A 22,131-nucleotide genomic window follows, 5' to 3' on the forward strand; every position below is an offset into this window, starting at 1 on the left:
CCCGGGGACCCATAACCAAAGGAAGTTATTTGACGAAGACTCGTGGTGACCAGCTCGCACCATAACCCTCGCTGGGGTTGTGGGTCCCGGATCTGCGCTCCGCTTCGCTGCGCTTGTCCGGGACGACGAGTTGAGGTGGCGCGCGATCACGCCACTTCTTCATCAGCGCTTACCGCTCGACGAAGGCCTTCTCGATCACGAAATGGCCGGGCTTGTTGCCGCTTCCCTCGATGAAGTCGCGGCCTTCGAACATCACCTTCAGCTCTTCCAGCATTCCCGGGCTGCCGCACATCATGACGCGATCGGTCGCGATGTCGAGCGGACCCTGGCCGATGTCGTTGAAGATCTGCTCGGAGCTGATGAGGTCGGTGATGCGGCCGCGATTCCTAAACGGCTCGCGGGTCACCGTCGGGTAGTAAATCAGCTTGTCCGCGAGCAGCTCGCCGAACAGCTCGTCCTCGCGCAGGGAAGCGACGAGCTTCTCGCCATAGGCGAGCTCGGAAACCTGACGGCAGCCGTGCACCAGCACGATGGATTCGAACTGGTCGTAGACTTCGGGGTCCTTGATCAGGCTCGCGAAAGGCGCAAGGCCCGTCCCGGTCGAGAGCAGCATCAGCCGCTTGCCGGGAAGGAGATTGTCGGTGATCAGCGTGCCGGTCGCCTTGCGGCCGACCAGGATGGTGTCGCCTTCCTTGATCTTCTGCAGGCGCGAGGTCAGCGGGCCGTCCTGCACCTTGATCGAGAAGAACTCGAGCTCTTCCTCGTGATTGGCGCTCGCCATGCTGTAGGCGCGCAGCAGCGGACGGCCGTCGATCTCGAGGCCGATCATCGCGAACTGGCCGTTCTGGAAGCGGAAGCCGGTATCGCGCGTGGCGCGGAAGCTGAACAGCGTGTCGGTCCAGTGCTGGACGGAAAGAACCTTCTCTCGGTAAAACGCGCTCATGATTTTCGCTATTCCGAATAATTGCGGTTTTTCGGGCAACAGCGTTGCCCGGCCCAGAAATCGGGGCGGACACCATTGCCATGGCGGAGGATTTCGCGTGTGTGATCTACGCCATTGAGACCAATAATCAACCTCGTTTCGGATGCAATTGACGCCGATCAAACCGGCATTTGCGGCGGAATTGGCCGCATCATTAATGAATCTGCTGCCTGCCATGCCGGGAGGGCAATTTCTTTTCCCTCCAGAGCTCGATTGCAGCACTTAATTTCCGTCGCGCTCGCGAGAATTTCATTAAGAATAGCTCTGATTTTCCGCGCGGTTGGCGCTATTGCCCGTGTTTTTGCGGCTTTCGGCGACAGGAACAGCAGAGATGGCAAGCGGCGAGCGAATCTTCGTTCAGGCGATCAGGCGCTATTGCGCGGACCACGGCATCGCCGTCGATGTCCGCGCCGGCGGCTGGCTGATCACGATGCGCCGGGGCGAGGCGCGCCATTTCGCCTTCGGCTACGACATCGGCCTCAACAGCGCCATCGCACACCGCCTCGCCAACGACAAATCGGCCACGGCCGAAGCGCTGACGCTTGAGGGCGTGCCGTGCGTTCCCCATCACCTCTCCCTCAACCCGAAGCTCGGCAAGAATGTTGTTGGCCCCAGCTGGCGCGATGCAATGCTCGAACTGCTCCACGACCATCCGCAAGGCGTGGTGGTGAAGCCGAACGAGGGGACATCGGGGCGTTCGGTGTTCAAGGTGACGACGGAAGCGGAACTCGACCACGCGACCAGCGACGTTTTCTCGATGAGCACGGGGCTCGTGATCTCGCCCTATGTCGAGATCGAGGAAGAGGTCCGTGTGGTGCTACTCGGCGATGTTCCACTCATCGTCTACAGCAAGCAGCGTGGCACGGATTGGCGGCACAATCTCGATGCCGGCGCAAAGCCGGTCTTGCTGGAGGATGGCGAGGCTCGCGCGGATCGCGCGAAGCTCGCGATCGATGCCGCGCGCGCCATCGGCATCGTCTTTGCGTCGATCGATTTGGTGCGCGTCGATGGCAAGTGGCGCGTGCTGGAGATCAATTCCGGCGTGATGATGGAGGCGCTGGGCAAGCTGCATCCGGAGCTGGTGCAAGCGGCGTATGACGCGGCGCTGGATCGGGTGTTTGGCGAAAAATAGCAGCGGCATGCTCGCTGCAATCCCTTCTCCCCCTGTGGGAGAAGGTGGCGCGAAGCGCCGGATGAGAGGTATTTCTCGGCAAATTCAAACGAGAGTTGGACTCGCGGAGAGAGACCCCTCACCCGTCTCGCCGCTACGCGGCGAGCCACCCTCTCCCGTATGGGGAGAGGGTGCACTGAAATCGCGGCGCGATCGCCGCCACGCAAGCCGCTAGTTATTCGCGCTGGCGGAATCGTCCATCGCCTTGAAGGCTTCCTCCAGCTGCGGCGAGATCGGCACGTTCAGACGTTCGCCGGTCGGAAGCCTCGCGGTGAACCATTTGTTGTAGAGCGGGACGAGGTCGCGGTTGGAGCCGAGCTTGCGGAAGGCACGCTCGACCAATGCGGACAATTGCGGCTCGCCTTTCTTGAACATGATGCCGTAGGGATCGTAGGACAAATAATCGCCGGTGACGCGGAACTTGTCCTGCGCTTTGTGGCGCGCGATCAGGCCGGAGAGCAGGATGTCGTCGGTCGCGAACGCGTCGGCCTTGCCCTCGGCGAGCATCTGGTACGACTGCTCGTGATCGCTCGCGGTGACGATGTTGAGGCCGAGCAAGAACTTCTTGTCGGCCGCATGCATCGCCTGCTCGTTGGTGGTGCCCTTGGTCACCACCACGGTCTTGCCCTTGAGATCGGTGATCGCGGCGACGTTCGACGCCTTCGGCACCATCAGCTTGGTGCCGGCGACGAACATCAAGGGCGAAAAGGCGACGCGCTTGCCGCGCTCGGCATTGGCCGTGGTCGAACCGCATTCCAGGTCGATCTTGTTCTGGAGCACGGCGTCGATGCGGTCGTCCGAGGTGACCTTGACGTAGTCGATTCTGAGGTTGGGATCGTCGACCTCGACGCCGATCTCCTCGACGATCGCCTCGCAGAGCTCGAGGCTGTAGCCGATCGGGCGGCCCGACTGGTCGAGGAAAGAGAAAGGCGGCGAGCTCTCGCGGTAGCCGAGCCGCACGGCGTGCGCCGTCTTGATGGCCGACAGCGTCGGGCTGAGCCCTTCGCCGCCGGTCTGGGCGAGCGCCGAGCTCGCGAACAACGACGTCGCCGACAAAGAGGTCGCGAGCAACGAGGCCGCCAGCCACAGCCGGCTTGAGGTCAGAGACCTCGCCAATATCTGGCCCATGGTTCACTCCTACCCATGGCCGGCCATCGCGGGCACTTCGCCCGGCACCATGCCATCAGGCACGACGTCACTGGGGCCGAGCGCGTGCTCGGGTCCGAGCTCGCCCTCCCATTTGGCCACGACCGAGGTCGCAAGGGTGTTGCCGATCACGTTGGTGGCGCTGCGGCCCATGTCGAGGAAGGTGTCGATGCCCATGATCATCAAGAGGCCCGCCTCGGGGATGTTGAACTGCGCCAAGGTCGAGGCGATCACGACGAGAGAGGCACGCGGCACGCCGGCGACGCCCTTGGAGGTGATCATCAGCGTTGCCAGCATGGCGAGCTGGGTGCCGAGCGGCATGTCGATGTGATAGCTCTGCGCGATGAAGACGGCCGCAAACGTGCAATACATCATCGTGCCGTCGAGGTTGAAGGAATAGCCGAGCGGCAGCACGAAGCTCGAGATCCGCGACGAGGCGCCGAAGCGGTTGAGCGCCTCCAGCGTCTTCGGATAGGCCGCCTCCGAGCTCGCGGTCGAGAACGCGATCATCAGCGGTTCGCGGACCAGCTTCAAGAGATGGCTGTAGCGTGGCCCGATCACGATGAAGCCGACGATGACCAGGATCGTCCACAGGATCGCCAGCGAGAGATAGAAGCCACCCATGAAGACGACGAGCTTCCAGAGCACCAGCAGGCCGTTCTTGGCGACCGTCGCGGTGATGGCGGCCCACACCGCGAGCGGCGCGAACAGCATTACATAGCTCGTCACCTTGAGCATGATGTGGCCGACATCGTCGATCATCGCCAGGATCGGCTTCGAACGTTCGGGCATGGAGCCCATCGCCACCGAGAAGAACACCGCGAAGATCACGATCTGAAGGATCTCGTTCTGCGCCATCGCATCCGCGATCGAGGTCGGGATCAGATGGGTCAGGAATTTCTCGATCGAGAAGGCCGAGACCGGCAGGCCGGTCGATTGGCCCGCCTGGGGCAGCGTGCCCGGGAAGTTCGCGCCGGGCTGCAGCAGGTTCACCATCACGAGTCCGAGCAGCAGCGAGACGAAGGAGGCGCTGATGAACCAGCCCATGGTCTTGGCGAAGATGCGGCCGAGCTTGGAGCCCGAGCCCATATGGGCGATGCCACCGACCAGGGTCGCGAACACCAGCGGCGCGATGATCATCTTGATCAGGCGCAGGAACATCATGGCGATCAGGTTGATGGAGGAGGCCCAGTCCGCGCGCGTGTCGGGCAGGAAGTTGTAGATCGCCGACCCCATGATGATGCCGAGCACCATCGCTGCCAGAATGTATTGCGTAAACCTGTTGGACATCGTTGACCCCCACGTACACCGGCGCTTCATGATGTCGCAGATATCAAAGCGACGCAACACGCTTCGCGTGCAATCGCGTTTTCAGGATGTTCCCATTGTGAAAAGGAACGCCGCGATCTAGCCTTCATGCAGCGCACAACGCAGCGGCCTGCACGTCTTGTTTGCGGCGGCTGCATCAATAATCGCCAAGACAATCAAAGAGGGAAACGCCATGAGCGGCAACATCAATCGCCAAATTCTGCTGGTGGAAAAGCCCAGCGGCAAGCTCGGCCCCGAGCATTTCAAGATGGTGGAGAGCGCAACCCCGGAGCCAAAAAACGGCGAGGCCCTGCTGCGCGTGCGATACATCTCACTCGACGCCGCCAACCGCGCCTGGATGCATGGCGCGACCTACCGCTCCGCGGTCGAGGCCAACAGCGTAATGGCCGGCGGCGCCATTGCCGAGGTCGTCAGCTCGAAGGCCGAGGGACTAGCGCCCGGCGACATCGTGTTCGGCGACACCGGCTGGCAGGAGTTTGCAGCGGTAGCCGCAAAGCATCTCACCAAGATGCCGAAGCTCGAGCCGATGACGCATCTGCTCAGTGTGTTCGGCATCGCCGGCCTCACCGCCTATTTCGGCCTGCTGGAGATCGGCAAGCCCAAAGAGGGCGAGACGGTCGTGGTCTCCGCGGCCGCAGGCTCGGTCGGCTCGATCGTCGGACAGATCGCCAAGATCAAAGGATGCCGCGTGATCGGCATCGCCGGCGGCGCGGACAAGTGCAACTGGCTGACCTCCGAACTCGGCTTCGATGCCGCCGTGGACTACAAGGACGGCGCGGTCTTCAAGGCGCTCCGCGCTGCTGCCCCGAAGGGCATCGACGTCTATTTCGACAATGTCGGCGGCGACATTCTCGAAGCCTGCCTGCCGCAGATGAACAATTACGGCCGCATTGCCTGCTGCGGCGCGATCTCGCAATATGACGGCGCGCCCGCAGCGCACGGACCCCGCGGCGTGCCGGGACTGATCGTGGTGAAGCGGCTCGTCATGCAGGGCTTCATCGTGATGGATTACATAAAGGAGAGCCCGCGCGCGCTCGCCGACCTCCAGGCCTGGGTCAAATCCGGCAAGCTGAAGGTGCAGGAAGACATTATCGACGGATTGCCGAACACGCCGAAGGCGCTGATCGGATTGCTCGCGGGCGAGAACCGCGGCAAGCGCATGGTCAAGCTCTGAGACGTAGTTACGTCGCAATTGCGTCGGCAATATCCACTTGCGGTAGAAACGGAAGCGGCCAATGATATCGCTCGCGAGGCATCACTTCGCGACGACTGGGATTGCGCGACTTTGATTGATTGTCAAAAGATTTCGACAGGGCAGGAATTCATCCAGATGTTCAACACGTTGAAACAAGTCTCAGCCCGCACGGCGTTGCTGGCGGCGCTGTTCGCAACTGCAGCACCCGCATTCGCACAAGCGCCGACCGAGGCGCAGAAGGGTGCCATCCGGTCTGCATGCCGGTCGGACTTCATGGCGCACTGCGCGAGCGTCACGCCCGGCGGCGTCGAAGCGTATCAATGCCTGAAGAAGAACATGTCGAGCCTGTCATCGGGATGCCAGACCGCGGTTCGCGCCGTCGAGCCCGCTGCGGCTCCGAAGACCGAAGCCGCTCCCGCCGCGCCCAAGACTGAGGCTGCGCCCAAGGCGGAAACCGCGCCGGCCGCGCCGAAGGCCGATGCCGCCCCCGCGGCAAAGCCGGCCGCCGCACCGGCGCCGAAGGCTGCGGCCGCCAAGCAACCCAGCAGCGCGCAGGTTGCGGCCGTCAAAAGCGCATGCCGCGCCGACTATCCCAAGGTGTGCGCCAGCGTGCCGCCGGGCGGCGCCCCCGCGCTCGAATGCCTGGAGAAAAACAAGGCCAAGGTCTCGCCCGCCTGCGAGAAGGCCGTGAGCGCCGCAACCGGCGGCGGCGCGGCAGCAACGGCAGCGCCCGCGGATGCGGCTCCCGCAGCGGCCGCACCCGCCGTGATCGTTTTGCGCCCCTTGCTGCCGCGCGAAGAGCTGTTCATCGTGAGGTCGGCCTGCGGCGCCGACATTCGCTCGCTCTGCGCCGGCGTCGCGCCCGGCGGCGGCCGCATCATTCGATGCATCTCCAACAGGGCCGCCTCGCTATCGCCCGCGTGCAGGGACGTGCTGGCTCCGTTCGCGGCGCGATGATGCGGTTCGCGTTCGCGCGTCAATGATTGGCGGCGTGCGGTGAATTGAATTTCCGCACGCCTGCAACGACAAATCTATTGCAGATATCCGATTTCGATCACGACAAGCCGGGAGGACAACATGCGTTCATTGCTGCTCGTTGCTTCTGCACTCCTCGCCTTCGGAGCGACCATGACGTTCGAGGCCACCGACGCCAATGCGGTGGTGTGCGCCCGCGGGGTCTATCGCGCCGGTTGCGCCGGCCCGAACGCGGCTGTCGTTGTCCGCAAGCCGGTTCCAGTGATCCGCTGCACCCGGGTGCTGGTCAACGGCGTTTACGTGAAGCGCTGCGTCTGAACGGGGCGGATGGCCAAGCCGGCGCGGTTTGGCTATGATTCGGACCTGACGGTTTCGGACATGCGCAGAACGTGTGTCCGAAGATGGGCTTCGACGCGCCCGCGCTTGGCCGATAATTCCGCTGGCGCAGGACGCCGGAGCACATTAGTCTACCCCTAGATAGTAAGTATACTGTCAATTAGGGAGGCAGACGTTGCGGATCGCCGTGATTGGCGGGGGGCCCGGTGGGCTCTACTTCGCCTATCTCTGGAAGAAGCGTCACCCCGAGGATCAGGTCGACCTGTTCGAACAGAACCCGGCCGACGCGACCTGGGGCTTTGGCGTCGTGTTCTCCGACCAGGCCCTGGAATTCCTGCGCGCCGACGACCCCGAAACGGTCGATGCGATCGCGCCGCATATGGAGAGCTGGGAGAACATCACGCTGAACCTCAGCGGCGACAGCGTCGCCATCGACGGGGTCGGCTTCTCCTCGATCGGGCGGCTCGAGCTCCTGAGATTCCTGCAGCAGCGCGCGCTCGACGTCGGCGTCACCCCGCGCTTCGATACGCCGATCCATGCCATCGACCAGCTCAACGGGCACGATCTGATCGTCGCCGCTGACGGGCTGAACTCGCTGGTGCGCCGCGCCTATGAGGGCGATTTCGGCACCTCGCTGTCCTACTCCTCCAACAAGTTCGTCTGGTACGGCACCTCGAAGCGGTTCGACACGCTGTCGCAGACCTTCGTGAAGACCGACCGCGGCGCCTTCAACGCCCATCATTATCGTTACTCGCCGGCCATGAGCACCTTCCTGGTCGAGTGCGACTACGCCACTTGGCAGGCCTACGGCTTTGCCTATAAGGACGTCGAGCAGTCCAAGGGCGTCTGCGAGGAGGTGTTCGCGGACACGCTCGGCGGCCATTGCCTCGTCTCCAATAAATCGGTCTGGCGCAACTTTCCCTGGGTCTGGAACGAGCATTGGTCGTTCAAGAACATGGTGCTGCTCGGCGATGCCCTGCATTCCGCGCATTTCTCGATTGGTTCGGGCACGCGGCTTGCGATCGAGGACGCCATTGCGCTGGTCAAGGCGCTGGAATCGGATGCGCATCTTGCGACCGCGCTGCATCGGTACCAGGCCGCGCGAAAACCGGTGGTGCAGAAGCTCGTCAACGCCGCACGCACGTCGGCGTTCTGGTACGAGCACTTTGCCGAGCACATGAAGCTCGACCTGATGGATTTCGCCTACAGCTACATCACCCGCTCCGGCCGTATCGACGATTCCCGGCTACGCGCGATGTCGCCGGCTTTCGCGGCCCGGTACGAGGCGGCCAAGAACGGCGGAGACGAGGCATGAGCAACGAAATTCGCGACCAGGTGCCCGCCGACAGCGAAGGGACACGCGAGATCGGCTTTGCCGTTCCGCAAATCTACAACGCCAGCCGCGTGCTGTTCGACAATCTCGCCAACGGCCGCGGCGACAAGCTTGCACTGTTGGGTCCCGCGGGCATGCGGACCTATGCCGAGCTCTGCGCGGAGGCTTGCCGCTGGGGCAACGGTTTTGCATCGCTTGGCCTCACGCGCGGCGACCGCGTGCTCTTGTTCCTCGACGACACCCCGGCATACCCGGCTGCCTTCTTCGGCGCGGTGCGCGCCGGCTTCGTGCCGCTCCTGATCAACACGCTGACTCCGCCGGATCTCCTGCAATTCTACCTCGCCGATTCCGGCGCGGCGGTTGCGGTGGCGGATGCCGAGTTCGCGGCGCGCTTCAATGCGGAGGCGTGCAAGGAGACGGGCCTGCGCACGCTGATCGTCGCGAATGGCGAAGCGGGCGACCACGCCGCGCCTGCGGCGATCTCTGCCGCAGGATGGCTCGCGCAATTCCCGGCCGAGCTGGCGGAAGCGGACACCCATCGCAACGAGATGGCGTTCTGGATGTACTCGTCCGGCTCGACCGGACGGCCCAAGGGCATCGTGCATCTGCAGCACGACATGGCCTATAGCGAGGCGGCCTTTGCGCGAAACGTGTTGAAGCTGACGCCCGACGACATCTGCTTTTCGGTGCCCAAAATCTTTTTCGCCTATGGCTTCGGCAACTCCGTCACCTTCCCGTTCTCGGCGGGAGGGGCAACGTTGCTGCTGCCGGGCCAGCCGAAACCAGCATCGATCTTTGCGGCGATCGAGCAATACAAGCCGACTGTCTTCTTCGGCCTGCCGACGCTCTACACCTCGCTGACCAAGGCCGAGGGCGCGGAGAAAATCGATTTTTCATCTCTGCGCATGTCGCTCTCCGCGGCCGAGGTGCTCTCGGCCGAAGTCTTTAACGGCTGGAAGACGCTCACGGACCTCGAGATCGTCGAGGGCCTTGGTTCGACCGAGGTGCTGCACATCTATCTCTCCAACCGGCCCGAGCAAAAGAAGCTCGGCGCCGCCGGTCTGCGCGTGCCCGGCTACGAGGTCGCGCTGCGCGACAAGGAGGGCCGCGAGGTCGGCGACAACGAGGAAGGCATTCTGTGGGTCCGCGGCGATTCCAACACACCGCTGTATTGGAACCGGCCGGACAAAACCGCCGAGACGATCCGCGAGGGCGGCTGGATCTACACCGGCGACCGCTTCGTCAGGGATGCCGACGGCTTCCACTTCTTCCGCGGCCGCGCCGATGATCTCATCAAGATCTCAGGCCAGTGGGTCTACCCGCTCGAGGTCGAGCTCTGCCTCGCCGACCACCCCGATATCCGCGAATGCGCGGTGTTCGCCGCCGAGCTGCCGGATCGCCGCATGACGCTGAAGGCCGTGGTCGTGATGAACAACCGCGCGGTTAACCAGGGTGACGCGACGCGACGATTGCAGGATTACGTCAAGGGCAAGCTGCTGCCCTACAAATATCCGCGCGAGGTGATCTTCATCGACGAGTTGCCGAAGACCGGCACGGGGAAGATTGATCGGCAGGCATTGCTCAGGATGTGAGGCGAGGACGAGGATCCGCGCACCGCATTCGTAGGGTGGGCAAAGCGAAGCGTGCCCACGACTTCTGATCCGTTGGAGAGAGGTGGTGGGCACGGCGCAAGGGCGCCTTTGCCCACCCTACGAGATATGAGCGTGAGGCGCGAGCATCGCCTCACGTCCCCCTCACCCCGCCTTCCCCAAATGCTCCAGCGCATCCTCGGCCCGCAGCGGCACGCGTGACGCTTCGTTGTTGAGATCGACGAGCTGCACAAGCAGACCCATCAGCGTCTTGCGGTCCGTGGCCTTCAGCGGCTCCAGCATGCGCGCCTGGGCGCGCTCGACGGCGGGGATGATTTCGCGCAGGATCGCGGCGCCAGATTTCGTCAGGTAGAGCAGCTTGATCCGCTTGTCCTCGGGCGCCGGCTTGCGCTCGATATAGTCCTTGGCTTGCAGCCGCTCGATCACGCTGCCGAGCGTGGAGCGGTCGAACGCGATCACAGCCGACAGCCGCGTCGCGTCGATGCCGGGATGGGTGTGGATCGCGATCAGCGCCGCATATTGCACCGGGGTGAGGTCGAATGCCTTGCACTCCTCCATGAAGATCGAGACCGCGATCTGCTGCATGCGCCGGAACAGATAACCCGGCGCGGCATAGACGGCATCGATCGTGATCGGAGCGGGCGGCTTACTCGGCATCGGGCTGCTTCTCCGGTGCGGCATCGGCGAAAGCTGCAAGCGCCTTGGCGGCAGCTTCCGCCCCCAGCAGGCGCGGATAGGCCGAGACATCGACACCGAAGCGGCGCGCATTGGCGAGCTGCGGCACCAGACAGAGATCAGCCAGCGTCGGCGCAGCGCCGAAACAGAACGGGCCCGCTTCGTCCCTGATCAGCGTCTCGCAGGCCGACAGTCCCTCGCGGTTGACCCATGCCGCCCAGTCCTGGACCTTCTCCTCGGGCAGGCCAAGCTCGCGCAGCCGCGCCAGCACCTTCAGGTTCTGCACCGGATGGGTATCGCAGGCGATCGCCAGCGCGAACGCCCGCACCTTGGCGCGTCGCAGCGGATCCTTCGGCAGCAACGGCGGATTGGGGTGCGTCTCGTCGAGCCATTCGATGATCGCCACCGATTGGGTCAGCACTGTACCCGCATCGTTCTCCAACGCCGGCACCAGGCCTTGCGGATTGATGGCGAGATAGGCGGGCGCGCATTGTTCGCCCTTGCGAAGATGATGCGGCAGATGCTCGGCGCCGAGACCCTTCAGGTTCAGCGCGATCCGCACCCGATAGGCGGCGCTGGAGCGGAAATAGCCGTGCAGCTTCATCGAGACCTCCCTTTCATTCGTCACGTTGACGCTACCTAGATCGTCAGTATACTGTCAATTAACAAAACGATCGGGAGCAGCAACCATGGAAGCCGTGACCAAGACGCCGGAACGCGAGGCGTTCTACAGGAAGATCGACGGCGAAAACCTCACCGCGCTGTGGACGGTGATGAGCGATCTGATCACGCCGGAGCCGAAGAGCGCCTGCCGGCCTCACTTGTGGAAATTCGACGTCATCCGCGACTACATGACGGAAGCCGGCAAGCTCATCACCGCCAAGGAGGCCGAGCGGCGCGTGCTGGTGCTGGAGAACCCCGGCTTGCGCGGCCAGTCCAAGATCACGACCTCGCTCTATGCCGGCGTGCAGATGGTGGTGCCCGGCGACGTCGCGCCGGCGCATCGCCACAGCCAGTCCGCGCTACGCTTCGTGCTCGAAGGCAAGGGTGCCCACACCACGGTGGACGGCGAGCGCACCGCGATGGAGCCGGGCGACTTCATCATCACGCCGTCGATGACCTGGCACGATCATTCCAACGAGACCAGCGAGCCGATGTTCTGGCTCGACGGCCTCGACATCCCCTTGGTGCAGTTCTTCGACTGCTCTTTTGCGGAAGGCTCGAAAGAAGACCAGCAGAAGATCACGAGGCCTGCCGGCGACAGCTTTGCGCGCTACGGCCACAATCTCTTGCCCGTCGACGTGAAGCGTTCGTCGAAAACCTCGCCGATCTTCAGCTATCCCTATGCCTACACCCGCGAAGCCCTGGAGAAGGCGAGGACGAGCCAGGAATGGGACGCCTGTCACGGGCTGAAGCTGAAGTTCAGCAATCCCGAGACCGGTGATTTCGCGATGCCGACGATCGGCACCTTCATCCAGCTGCTGCCGAAGGGCTTTAACACCGCGCGCTATCGGTCGACCGATGCCACCGTGTTCTGCCCGATCGAGGGCCGAGGGCGCAGTCGCATCGGCGATGCCGTGTTCGAGTGGGGCCCCCGCGATCTGTTCGTGGTGCCGAGCTGGCACTGGGTCACCCACGAGGCGGATGAGGACGCCGTGCTGTTCAGCTTCTCGGATCGGCCGGTACAGCAGAAGCTGGATCTGTTTCGCGAGGACAGGGGCAACGCGTGACGGTCTCGTAGGGTGGATTAGCCGAAGGCGTAATCCACCAACTTCGATCGGCACACGCGAAAAAGAGGAGGTGGGTTACGCTTCGCTAACCCACCCTACGGCAGCTACGGCAGCGCGCAATGCCGCTACCGCCAGTGCAACAGCCGCGTCTCCAGCCAGCCGATCACCTTGCCGACCGCGAGGCCAAACACCGACAGGATCACCACGCCCGCGAGCAGCTGATCGGTCTGCATCAGATTGCCGGCCTGGAGCACGAAGGCGCCGATGCCGTATTGGGCGCCGATCATCTCGGCGCTGACGACGAGCAGGAGAGCCACGGAGGCGGTGATGCGGAAGCCGGCGAGGATCGCGGGCAGCGCGCCGGGCCAGATTACCTTGCGCACGATGGTGGCGAAGGGAACGTTGAAGCTTTGCGCCATGCGGATGAGGTTGCGCGGCACCGCGTCGACGCCGCTATAGACCGAGATCGCGGTCGAGAAGAACACCCCGAGCGCAATGGTCGCGATCTTCGGCTCTTCGCCGATGCCGAGCCAGAGGATCAACAGCGGCAGCAGCGCAATTTTCGGGATCGGGAACAGCGCGGAGATGAACGTGATGCCGACGCTGCGCGCCAGCCGCGACAGGCCGATGGCGAAGCCGACCGCGATACCGGCCGCGGTGCCCAACAGCCAGCCGACGCCGATGCGCAGCAGCGAGGCCGACAAATGTTGCCACAGCGCGCCCGAGATCGCGAGCTGGTAGATCGCGCGCGCAATTGCGAGGGGCGTTGGCAGGAACAGCGCGTTGACGAGGCCCACGCTGCCAGCGGCCTGCCAGATCGCGATGACGAGGGCGAGCGCGATCCAGCCGCCGAACCTGCTCGACGCGGGCACGAAGCCGGCGCCGCGAAAGCGGACGCGCCTTGTCGCGGTGTCCTTCGCGCTTTCGCCCGGTGCGCGATCAAGCATGCTGGACCTCGCGTTCGGCATCGATCGCCTCATTGCGGATCAGCGACCAGATCTGGTTCTGCAACGCCAGCAGCTTTTCGCGCGCCGCAGCTTCGCCCCGCGCCGCGCGCGTCATCGGCACGGTCACGACCTCGCGGATGCGGCCAGGCCTGCGCGACAGCACCACGATGCGGTCGGCAAGCCGCGCCGCCTCTTCCAGATTATGGGTAACATAAACCGCGCCCATGCCGCCATCGGCGAGCAGGCGGACGAAATCCTCCATCAGCAATTCGCGGGTCTGCGAATCCAGGGCCGACAGCGGCTCATCCATCAGCAGAATGGCGGGCCTCACCGCAAGCGCGCGCGAAATGCCGACGCGCTGGCGCATGCCGCCGGAGAGCTGCTTTGGATAGGTTTTGCGGAAATCGGTCAGGCTCGTGCGCCGCAAGGCGTCGTCGACCAGCGCGCGGCGCTGCGTTGCTGAAAGCTGGGTGTGCAGCAGCGGGAATTCGACATTCTCCTCGACCGTGGCCCAGGGCAGCAGCGCAAAATCCTGGAACACGAAGGTCAGCGGATTGAGACTGTCCGCCGGCGGCGAGCCGCGCAGTTCAGGCGCGCCCGAGGTCGGCTGCAACAGCCCGCCGAGGATCGACAGCAGCGTGCTCTTCCCGCAGCCCGAGGGCCCGACGATCGCCACCACCTCGCCGGCGCTGACGGTGAAGGAGACATCGTCGAGCACGGCGAGATCGCCGAAGCGATGGGTGATGTGGTTGGCGATCAGGTCCATGTGCAACCCTTCAATCTCAACCCGTCATCCTGAGGTGCGAGCATCGCGATGCGAATGCATCGCGATTGGGAGCCTCGAAGGATGAGCGGCCCCGCTACATCCGGGCCGTGCATCCTTCGAGGCTCGCTTCGCTAGCACCTCAGGATGACGGGGAGAGAGGGGGGCTCGCAACATCGATCAATCCGCCTTCACATAATCCTTGGCGATGATCGCATCCGCGTCAAAGCCCTTGTCCGCGAATCCCTGCTCCTGCAGCCATTTGATCTGGTTGTCGACATTCTTCACGTCCAGCTTGCCGTCGGGATCGATATAGGCGCAGTTGCCGACCACCTGTTCGACCGGGAGATTGGTGTATTTTGCGATGATCTCCAGCAGCGGCTTGGTCTTGTCGTTGATCGGCGCCACGCCGTCCTTCATCGCGGCGAGGATGACGTCGTGATATTCGCGATCCGCCTTGGCGAGCGCGCCGAGAAGTTTTGTCACCAGCACCTTTTTGGTCAGCGTCTTCGGCGAGGCGAACACCGCGCCCAATTGCCAGGGCGTCTCGTCGCCAACCCAGCCCAGAAACTTCGCGCCGCCCTCGTCCATCAGCTTTCGCGCCGTGGAGATCGGCAGCAGCGCCGCATCGACGGTCTCGCCCTTGAGTGCAGCGGCCGCATTCGACAGCGATTGCAGCGGCACGATCTTCACCTCAGCGAGCTTGAAGCCGTATTTGTCGGCGAGCAGGCCGAGCGAATAATGAAAGCTCGATCCGACCTGCGTCATCGCCACGCGCTTGCCCGCGAGATCCTTTGGCGTCTTCAGCCCGGCCGCGTAGGCGTTGTTGCTGGCGAAATAGCCGATCAGGGGATAACCGGCCTTCTCGCGGCTCATGCCGCCGATCACCTTCAGCGTTCCCTTGCCAGCAAGATTGTAGAGACCGGCCGTGAAGGCGGTGATGCCGAAATCGACGTCGCCCGAGGTGGTGGCGACCGCGATCGGCTGCGCCGCGTCGAAGAATTTCAGCTCGACCTCCAGGCCGGCCTCGCGGAAATAGCCCTTGTCCTGCGCGATGAAGACGGGCGCGGAGGACGACAGGCGCAGCACGCCGATCTTGGCCTTGAGCGCGTCTTCGGCCCGGGCCGTGCCCATTGCCATGATCGCCAAAAGACTGGCTGCCGCGAGCCGCGCAATCCCGATCATCCCGTTTCCTCCCTCGTCGTTTCTCTCAGCAGTTTGTTACAGGCCCTCGGGGACGGGCTGATCCCGGCCGATGAAGGCGCCCTGTTGTTTCAACGTTTCCTGCAATTTTTCAACGGGGATGTCACGCGGGATCCTGTTTCCGGACAGCGCCAGCGCCGCGGCGGAACCGGCGGCCTCGCCCATCACGAAACAGGCACCGGAAACCCGTGCCGCCGACTGGCCCTCGTGGGTCATCGAGGCACAGCGGCCGGCGACCAGGAGATTGTCGACGCCTTCGGGCACCAGCATCCGGTACGGCAGCTCGTTGTAAGCCCGCGATTCCGGGATCGGCGGGAAGGTGAAGACGACGTCTCCGGGCACGTGGGCCTCGATCGGCCAGCCATTGACGCCGATGGAATCCGTAAACGAGGCGCAGCCGAGCACGTCCTCGCCGCTGAGCTGGTAGCTGCCCTTGATGCGGCGCGTCTCGCGGATGCCGAGCTGCGGCGGCAGATCGACGATGTAGGATTTTTCAAAGCCCGGGACAGTGCTGCGCAAAAACTCGTACGCGGCGAGCGCCTGCTTGCGGCCCTCGATCTCGCCGCGGGTGAGATCGTCGGGCTCGACGCCGTTGATGGCGTGGCCGTCCGCGCGCGCCACCTGCGTGAAGTTTACCCGCCATTCAATGCCGGATTTCTGCGGTCGCACGATCGCGCTTTTGCGCGGGAATTGATGCGTGCCGGCCGCGGCGGCTTTCTCCATCAATTGGGGAATGGTCCGCCAGGCATCGCCGGCCTTCTCCGGATCGATGCCGTTGAGGCGCAGCATCATGGAGGGATAGAGAGGATGGCCGTGCTCGTCGCCGATTTCGAACGGCGCGCCGGCCCACACCGCAAGGTCACCGTCGCCGGAGCAGTCGATGAAGATCTCCGACCGCACCGCCTGCCGGCCGGCCTTGGTCTCGACCATCAGCGCGTCGATACGGCTGTTGTCGCCCATCACCACGCCGGCGCCGAGCGCGTGGAAGAGGATGTGCACCTTGTGACTGGCAAGCAGCTCGTCGGCCGCGATCTTGTAGGCGGCGGTGTCATAGGCCTGGGCGAAGACCTTGCCGAGGATCAGATGCGGCGTGTTGAGGCCGTTCAAATGATCGATCCGCGCCAGCAGCTCCGACGCCATGCCCTGCACCAGCCGACGATGCTCGCCGAAGACATTGCCATGCAGGCCGCAGAAATTGGTGACGCCGGCCGCGGTGCCCATGCCGCCCAGGAAGCCGTAGCGCTCGATCAGCAGGGTCTTCCGCCCGGCGCGCGCGCATGAAGCCGCCGCGATGATGCCGGCGGGACCGCCGCCGAGCACGACGACTTCGTATTCGCCATAGAGCGGCACCTGTCGTGCCGGTTCTTCGATCATTGTGGCCCGCATGGCGCGTCCGCTCCCAAAATCTCTTGCTTGGGGCCGACTATGAATTAACGCGGACGGGGCTACAATCCACCAAAATACGCGATCAGCTTTCGCGAATCGAGAAAGGTCAACATGGATATTCTGGTGAACCTGCAAGCCTTCCTCGCCACCGCGGATGCGGCCGGCTTCTCCGCCGCGGCTCGAAAACTCGATGTCTCGACCTCGGTCGTGGCCAAGCGCGTCACGCAATTGGAGGCACGGATCGGGACGTCGCTGTTTCATCGCTCGACCCGGCAGTTGCGCCTGACCGAAGCCGGACAGCGTTACGTGCATCGTGCGCGCGGCGTTGTGACTGACGCCACCGACCTGCTCTCGCGCATGGGCGAGAAGGGTCACGACCTCGTCGATCACCTCCGCATCAAGGCGCCGACCTCACTGACGGTGGCACGGCTGGCCGATGCCTTCAGCGCGTTCCAGACCGAGAACCCGAAGCTCAAGCTCGATATCGTACTGATCGATCGCCCGGTCGATCCCGTGACCGAAGGTTTCGATATCGCGATCGGCGCTTTCCCGCATTCGTTCGGCGGCGTGGTCGACGAACCGCTGTGCGCGCTGAAGCGGCTGCTCTGCGCTTCGCCCGCCTACTTGAAGAAACATGGCACGCCAAAACATCCGCGCGATCTCGTCGAGCATCGCTGCCTCAGCTTCCTGCCGACCGGCCCGGAATGGGTCTTCGACGGACCGCGCGGCCGCATCAGCATCCAGGTCACCCCACTGCTCTCCTCCAACGAGGGACACGTGCTGGCGCGCAGCGCCATCGCGGGTAACGGCATCGCGTTGCTCTCGCATTATCTCGTTGCGGATGCCTTGCGCGAGGGCACGCTCAAGCCGGTGCTGCGCGATTTTCCGATTCCGGAATTATGGGTGAAGGCCGCGATCCCCGAGCGGCGACGCAATGCCGCCGCGGTGCAGGCGTTGCTCACGCTGCTGAAAACGTCACTGGCACCGTCGCTGTAGGCTGTGCCACGCCGTTGTCGCAAGATCGAGGTTGCTCTGGCAGAGCGGACCTGAGAGAAGGATCGCCAAGCTCCGCTGTCATCGCCCGGCTTGACCGGGCGATCCAGTATTCCAGAGACGTCAAGCGCATACGGAGAAGCCGCGGCGTACTGGGTCGCCCGGTCAAGCCGGGCGACGACAAGCAACTTCGTTCAACGAATGGATACAACACTCTTGAAGTTCTCTCTCCCCGCGCTGCTCGCCCTTGCGATCTCCGCCACTCCCGCCGCCGCCGTGGAGCAGAACTGCCGCTTCATTCAGGCCAAGGCCGATCGCGAGGCCTGCTACAAGCGGCAGGAGGAAGAACTCGCAGCGAAGCGCAAGCCCGCCGCGCCCGCCAACGATGGCACGACGCTCGAAACGCTGCGCCAGATGCGGCAGGACGACGACGCGGTCTATCGCAGCATCAACAACATCTGCCGCGGCTGTTGAGCCTCAGCTTTTCGTACCCCAATTCCCGGCCCGCTTCTCGGCGAACGAGGCGAGCCCTTCCGCGGCCTCCGCGCTCTGGCGCTTGAGTGAGTGCAGGTGCACCAGCCGCGTGTAGGCGGCATCGTCCACCGCCATGCCGCCGAACGAACTCTCCAGCGCGAGGCGTTTGGTCTCGGCCATCGCGTCTGGTCCATTGGCGAGCAATTGCTCGACCACCTTGCGGCCTGCGGCTTCGAGTTCGGCAAGCGGCACCACCTCGTGGACGAGACCGATGCGGCGGGCGTCCTCGGCACCAAAGCGTTCGCCGGTCAGCGCGTAGCGGCGAACCTGCCGCACGCCGATGGCGTCGCAGAGCTGCGGGATGATGATCGCCGCCGTCAGGCCCCAACGCACTTCGGTGATGGAGAACAGCGCGTTGTCCGCGGCGATCACGACATCGCAGGCCGCGATTACGCCGGTGCCGCCGCCAAAACAGCCACCTTGCACCAGGGCGACCGTCGGGATCGGCAGCGTATTGAGCCGCTGCACGGCCTCGAACGTCGCACGCGAGGCCGCTTCGTTGGCTTCAGCCGATTGCGGGCGCACGCCGTTGATCCATTTCAGGTCGGCGCCGGCCTGGAAATGCTTGCCGTTACCCTTGAGCACGACGACGCGCAAGGCCGGCTTCGTGGCAAGATCGTCCATGGCCGCGAGCACCCCCGCGATCAGCGCGCCGTCATAGGCGTTGTTGACCTCCGGCCGGTTCAACGTGACGGTCGCAACCCCACGCTCATCAAGGCTCCACAGGACGGGGCTGGCAGTCATCGGCGATCCTCCGGTCAGTTGCTTGGCACGCACTATGGCCGAGGCAACGCGTCCCGATCCATATCTTTCCAGCGTGGGGCGGTCGCGTCCATCGCATGGCGGCTTGTGTCATGCTGCCGCCCGATGGCACCCAGGGACAGGACAGAATCATCATGCGCATCTGCATTTTCGGCGCGGGCGCCGTCGGCAGCCACATCGCGGTCCGGCTGGCGCGCGCCGGCCATGACGTCTCGTGCGTCATGCGCGGGGCGCATCTCGAGGCGGTGCGCGCAGGCGGCCTCAAGCTGCGCGTCGGCGATTCCGAGGTCAGCGCCAAGGTGAACGCCTCAGGCGATCCAGCCCAGCTCGGCCCGCAGGACGTCGTGATCTCGACGCTAAAGGCAACCGCGTTGCCGGGGCTGGTTTCCAGCATCAAGCCACTGCTGCAGGACGACACCGCCATCGTGTTCGCGCAGAACGGCATTCCCTGGTGGTACGGGATCGGCCTGCCGCCGCGGCATCCGACGCCGCCGGACATTTCCTTCCTCGACCCCGGCGGGCGGCTGCGCGCCTGCATTCCGAAGGAGCGGATCATCGGCGGCGTCGTCTTCTCGTCCAACGAGGTGACCGCGCCCGGTGTCGTGCACAACCTCACCCCGGACCGCAACCGTCTGCTGATCGGCGAATGCGACGACCGCAATTGCGAGCGGATCACCAAGCTGCGCGGCGTCTTCAACGACGCCCGGCTTGAATCGCCGCCGGTGGCGGAAATCCGCGAGGCGATCTGGTCAAAGCTGCTGACCAACATGTCGCTGTCGGTGCTGTGCCTGCTCACCGGCCAAACCGCACGCGGCGTGCGCGACGACCCTGCTTTCACTGAGGTCATTCCGCGCATGCTGAACGAGGCCAACGATATCGCCCAGCACTTCATTCCCGAGGTCAAGCGCGTCACGCGCAGCGGCCCCGCCCCCAACCACAAGCCGTCACTGCTTCAGGATTACGAGCTCGGCCGCGCCATGGAGATCGACGTGCTTGTCAGGGCGCCCGCCGCCTTCGCGCGCACCGCCGGCCTGTCGACCCCGACGCTCGACCTGATCGCCGCGCTCGCGGTCCAGAAGGCGCGCGACAAGGGGCTCTACTCGGCCTGAGCCTCAGGCGAGTTGGTCGATCCACGCCGCGAGCGTATCAAGCACCTCGGTGAGCGCCTCGTCATTGGTGCGGCCCGACTTCTTCAGCACCGCGAAAGAATGATCGCCACCTTCGATCTCATGCAAGGTCGCCTTCGCCCCGAGCGACGCGATGACGGGCTTGAGATGGCCGAGATCGGCAAGCTCATCGCGCGTGCCCTGCAGGAACAGCATGGGGATCGCGATGCCGGCGAGATGCTCGGCGCGCTCGGACGACGGCTTCTTGGCGGCATGCAGGGGAAAGCCGAGGAAAGCGAGCCCCTTCACGCCTGCCAGCGGCGCCTTCGACTGCGCCTGCGAGGTCATGCGGCCACCGAACGATTTTCCACCCGCAATGAGCTTCACCCCGGGGCAAAGCCGCGCCGCCTCCTCGACGGCCGCGCGGATAGCGGCGTGCGCAACCGCCGGCTGGTCGGGACGTCCCTTCTTTTCTTCCATGTAGGGAAAATTGAAACGGAACGTCGCAATCCCGCGCTCCGCGAGGCCCACTGCGACCTTGTCCATGAACGAATGGCGCATGTCGGCGCCCGCGCCGTGCGCCAGCACGTAGCAGGCGCGTGCGTTGTCAGGCTGCGTCAGGATCGCGGAGACGGTGCCGATACGCGCGATGTCGAGCTTGAGCTCTTTTGTTTTGCCAGCCACAATCAACCATCCCGACAGAAGCTGTTACGGCCGCCTTGGTAGCGTCACCGGCGCAGCCTGAAAACACAATAATTGCCGCAGCTAGCTGGCCTACCAAGCCTAGGCCGTATCAACCGAGGTGATCATGTCCTACCGCTCCTCCTGGATGACCGAAGAGCTCGATGTCTTCCGCGACCAGTTCCGGAAATATCTTGCCAAGGATCTGGCGCCGCATGCCGAGAAATGGCGCGAGCAGAAGATGGTTGACCGCTTCGCCTGGCGCGGGCTCGGCGAGATGGGCGCGCTGCTGGCGAGCGTGCCGGAGGAATATGGCGGCCTGGGCGCCACCTTCGCCTATGACGCCGCCGTGCTGGACGACCTCGAAAGCACGGTGCCGGAGCTGACCACCGGCGTCTCCGTGCACAGCGCCATCGTGGCGCATTACATCCTCAATTACGGCTCGGAGGAGCAGAAGAAGCGCTGGCTGCCGAAGATGGCCTCAGGCGAGATGGTCGGCGCCATCGCCATGACCGAGCCCGGCACCGGCTCGGATTTGCAAGCCGTGAAGACCACGGCGAAGAAGCAGGGCAATTCCTACGTCATCAACGGCCAGAAGACGTTCATCACCAACGGCCAGGCCGCCGATCTCGTTATCGTGGTCGCGCGCACCGGCGATGCCGGCGCCAAAGGCATCTCGCTGATCGTGGTCGAGACTGCAGGCGCGGACGGCTACAAGCGCGGGCGCAACCTCGACAAGATCGGCCTGCACGCTTCCGACACGTCAGAGCTGTTCTTCGACAATGTCACGGTGCCGCCCGAAAACCTGCTCGGCAAGGAGGAGGGCCAGGGTTTTGTCCAGCTGATGCAGCAATTGCCGCAGGAGCGCCTCGCGCTCGCGGTCGGCGCCGTCGCCGCGATGGAGCGCGCGGTCAAGCTGACCGTCGACTACACCAAGGAGCGGAAGGCCTTCGGCAAGCCGCTGATGGATTTCCAGAACACCGCCTTCGCGCTCGCCGAGCGTAAGACCGAGGCGATGATCGCGCGCGTCTTCGTCGACTGGTGCATCGAGCAACTGGTCGCGGGGGATCTCGACACCGTCACGGCCTCGATGGCGAAATATTGGTGCTCGGACAAGCAGGTCCAGACCGCCGACGAATGCCTCCAGCTGTTCGGCGGCTATGGCTACATGCAGGAATACCCGATCTCGCGCATCTTCATCGATTCCCGCATCCAGAAGATCTATGGCGGCACCAACGAGATCATGAAGCTGTTGATCGCGAGGTCGCTGTGAT

Annotated in this window: 22 protein-coding genes; 11 read left to right on the top strand and 11 right to left on the bottom strand. The window is 64.2% G+C overall.

What is annotated here, in order from left to right; translation table 11 throughout:
• Positions 1 to 169 precede the first annotated feature (169 nt).
• Positions 170 to 943, bottom strand: a complete 774-nt coding sequence (locus tag IVB26_RS36215; RefSeq protein WP_247969657.1) for a ferredoxin--NADP reductase — start codon at positions 941 to 943, stop codon at positions 170 to 172.
• A 370-nt stretch (positions 944 to 1,313) separates the two neighbouring features.
• On the opposite strand from IVB26_RS36215, the gene IVB26_RS36220 reads away from it, so the two are divergent.
• Positions 1,314 to 2,114, top strand: a complete 801-nt coding sequence (locus IVB26_RS36220; RefSeq protein WP_247969658.1) for an ATP-grasp domain-containing protein — start codon at positions 1,314 to 1,316, stop codon at positions 2,112 to 2,114.
• Between the two features lie 210 nt (positions 2,115 to 2,324).
• Here IVB26_RS36220 and IVB26_RS36225 read toward each other — a convergent pair whose 3' ends face one another.
• Together IVB26_RS36225 and IVB26_RS36230 are read right to left on the bottom strand one after the other, a co-directional pair.
• Positions 2,325 to 3,281, bottom strand: coding sequence for an amino acid ABC transporter substrate-binding protein (locus IVB26_RS36225; RefSeq protein WP_247969659.1), 957 nt, complete (start codon positions 3,279 to 3,281; stop codon positions 2,325 to 2,327).
• Between the two features lie 9 nt (positions 3,282 to 3,290).
• On the bottom strand, positions 3,291 to 4,589 hold the full coding sequence (locus tag IVB26_RS36230) for a dicarboxylate/amino acid:cation symporter (protein ID WP_247969660.1): 1,299 nt from the start codon (positions 4,587 to 4,589) through the stop codon (positions 3,291 to 3,293).
• Between the two features lie 211 nt (positions 4,590 to 4,800).
• Between IVB26_RS36230 and IVB26_RS36235 the strand changes: the two genes are divergently transcribed.
• The 5 genes from IVB26_RS36235 to IVB26_RS36255 all read left to right on the top strand — a co-directional run bounded on the left by IVB26_RS36235 (position 4,801) and on the right by IVB26_RS36255 (position 10,059).
• Positions 4,801 to 5,802, top strand: coding sequence for an NADP-dependent oxidoreductase (locus IVB26_RS36235; RefSeq protein ID WP_247969661.1), 1,002 nt, complete (start codon positions 4,801 to 4,803; stop codon positions 5,800 to 5,802).
• Between the two features lie 156 nt (positions 5,803 to 5,958).
• On the top strand, positions 5,959 to 6,780 hold the full coding sequence (locus IVB26_RS36240) for a cysteine rich repeat-containing protein (RefSeq protein ID WP_247969662.1): 822 nt from the start codon (positions 5,959 to 5,961) through the stop codon (positions 6,778 to 6,780).
• 120 nt (positions 6,781 to 6,900) lie between these two features.
• Entirely contained in the window at positions 6,901 to 7,116 is a 216-nt protein-coding gene (locus IVB26_RS36245) for a hypothetical protein (RefSeq protein WP_247969663.1), read from the top strand.
• A gap of 193 nt (positions 7,117 to 7,309) precedes the next feature.
• Positions 7,310 to 8,449 carry an FAD-dependent monooxygenase gene (locus IVB26_RS36250; RefSeq protein ID WP_247969664.1) on the top strand — a complete coding sequence of 380 codons (1,140 nt, stop codon included), beginning with the start codon at positions 7,310 to 7,312 and terminating at the stop codon, positions 8,447 to 8,449.
• The gene (locus IVB26_RS36255) at positions 8,446 to 10,059 is read left to right on the top strand and encodes a benzoate-CoA ligase family protein (protein ID WP_247969665.1); all 1,614 of its coding nucleotides are present in this window, start codon (positions 8,446 to 8,448) and stop codon (positions 10,057 to 10,059) included. The genes IVB26_RS36250 and IVB26_RS36255 overlap by 4 nt, the downstream gene beginning before the upstream one ends.
• A gap of 162 nt (positions 10,060 to 10,221) precedes the next feature.
• On the opposite strand, the gene IVB26_RS36260 is transcribed toward IVB26_RS36255, so the two are convergent.
• Complete coding sequence (locus IVB26_RS36260; RefSeq protein WP_247969666.1) at positions 10,222 to 10,734, bottom strand: MarR family winged helix-turn-helix transcriptional regulator; 513 nt, start codon at positions 10,732 to 10,734, stop codon at positions 10,222 to 10,224.
• Positions 10,724 to 11,356, bottom strand: coding sequence for a maleylacetoacetate isomerase (gene maiA / locus IVB26_RS36265; protein WP_247973355.1), 633 nt, complete (start codon positions 11,354 to 11,356; stop codon positions 10,724 to 10,726). Before maiA ends, IVB26_RS36260 begins: the two co-directional genes overlap by 11 nt.
• 85 nt (positions 11,357 to 11,441) lie before the next feature.
• Between maiA and gtdA the strand changes: the two genes are divergently transcribed.
• On the top strand, positions 11,442 to 12,482 hold the full coding sequence (gene gtdA / locus IVB26_RS36270) for a gentisate 1,2-dioxygenase (protein ID WP_247969667.1): 1,041 nt from the start codon (positions 11,442 to 11,444) through the stop codon (positions 12,480 to 12,482).
• 125 nt (positions 12,483 to 12,607) lie between these two features.
• Here the strand turns inward: gtdA and IVB26_RS36275 are convergent, their stop codons facing one another.
• The 4 genes from IVB26_RS36275 to IVB26_RS36290 all read right to left on the bottom strand — a co-directional run bounded on the left by IVB26_RS36275 (position 12,608) and on the right by IVB26_RS36290 (position 16,781).
• Positions 12,608 to 13,429 carry an ABC transporter permease gene (locus IVB26_RS36275; protein WP_247969668.1) on the bottom strand — a complete coding sequence of 274 codons (822 nt, stop codon included), beginning with the start codon at positions 13,427 to 13,429 and terminating at the stop codon, positions 12,608 to 12,610.
• Positions 13,422 to 14,195: an ABC transporter ATP-binding protein gene (locus IVB26_RS36280; protein WP_247969669.1), complete on the bottom strand. Its 774-nt coding sequence runs from the start codon at positions 14,193 to 14,195 to the stop codon at positions 13,422 to 13,424. The genes IVB26_RS36275 and IVB26_RS36280 overlap by 8 nt, the downstream gene beginning before the upstream one ends.
• Positions 14,196 to 14,372: 177 nt before the next feature.
• Positions 14,373 to 15,377: an ABC transporter substrate-binding protein gene (locus IVB26_RS36285; RefSeq protein ID WP_247969670.1), complete on the bottom strand. Its 1,005-nt coding sequence runs from the start codon at positions 15,375 to 15,377 to the stop codon at positions 14,373 to 14,375.
• Between the two features lie 36 nt (positions 15,378 to 15,413).
• Positions 15,414 to 16,781: an FAD-dependent oxidoreductase gene (locus IVB26_RS36290; RefSeq protein ID WP_247969671.1), complete on the bottom strand. Its 1,368-nt coding sequence runs from the start codon at positions 16,779 to 16,781 to the stop codon at positions 15,414 to 15,416.
• A gap of 111 nt (positions 16,782 to 16,892) precedes the next feature.
• Here IVB26_RS36290 and IVB26_RS36295 point away from each other — a divergent pair, with 111 nt between their 5' ends.
• Both IVB26_RS36295 and IVB26_RS36300 read left to right on the top strand, forming a co-directional pair.
• Positions 16,893 to 17,777 (top strand): LysR family transcriptional regulator, encoded by an 885-nt coding sequence (locus IVB26_RS36295; RefSeq protein WP_247969672.1) that lies wholly within the window; start codon positions 16,893 to 16,895, stop codon positions 17,775 to 17,777.
• 213 nt (positions 17,778 to 17,990) lie between these two features.
• Positions 17,991 to 18,248 (top strand): hypothetical protein, encoded by a 258-nt coding sequence (locus IVB26_RS36300; protein ID WP_247969673.1) that lies wholly within the window; start codon positions 17,991 to 17,993, stop codon positions 18,246 to 18,248.
• A gap of 3 nt (positions 18,249 to 18,251) precedes the next feature.
• Here IVB26_RS36300 and IVB26_RS36305 read toward each other — a convergent pair whose 3' ends face one another.
• Positions 18,252 to 19,052: an enoyl-CoA hydratase-related protein gene (locus IVB26_RS36305; RefSeq protein ID WP_247969674.1), complete on the bottom strand. Its 801-nt coding sequence runs from the start codon at positions 19,050 to 19,052 to the stop codon at positions 18,252 to 18,254.
• 152 nt (positions 19,053 to 19,204) lie between these two features.
• Between IVB26_RS36305 and IVB26_RS36310 the strand changes: the two genes are divergently transcribed.
• Positions 19,205 to 20,179 (top strand): ketopantoate reductase family protein, encoded by a 975-nt coding sequence (locus IVB26_RS36310; RefSeq protein WP_346732895.1) that lies wholly within the window; start codon positions 19,205 to 19,207, stop codon positions 20,177 to 20,179.
• Positions 20,180 to 20,182: 3 nt separating this feature from the next.
• On the opposite strand, the gene IVB26_RS36315 is transcribed toward IVB26_RS36310, so the two are convergent.
• The gene (locus tag IVB26_RS36315; RefSeq protein ID WP_247969676.1) at positions 20,183 to 20,860 is read right to left on the bottom strand and encodes an alpha/beta hydrolase family protein; all 678 of its coding nucleotides are present in this window, start codon (positions 20,858 to 20,860) and stop codon (positions 20,183 to 20,185) included.
• 124 nt (positions 20,861 to 20,984) lie between these two features.
• Here IVB26_RS36315 and IVB26_RS36320 point away from each other — a divergent pair, with 124 nt between their 5' ends.
• Complete coding sequence (locus tag IVB26_RS36320; protein WP_247969677.1) at positions 20,985 to 22,130, top strand: acyl-CoA dehydrogenase family protein; 1,146 nt, start codon at positions 20,985 to 20,987, stop codon at positions 22,128 to 22,130.
• The last annotated feature ends 1 nt before the right edge of the window (position 22,131 follow it).

The organism is Bradyrhizobium sp. 195, assembly GCF_023101665.1.
Lineage (GTDB): Bacteria > Pseudomonadota > Alphaproteobacteria > Rhizobiales > Xanthobacteraceae > Bradyrhizobium.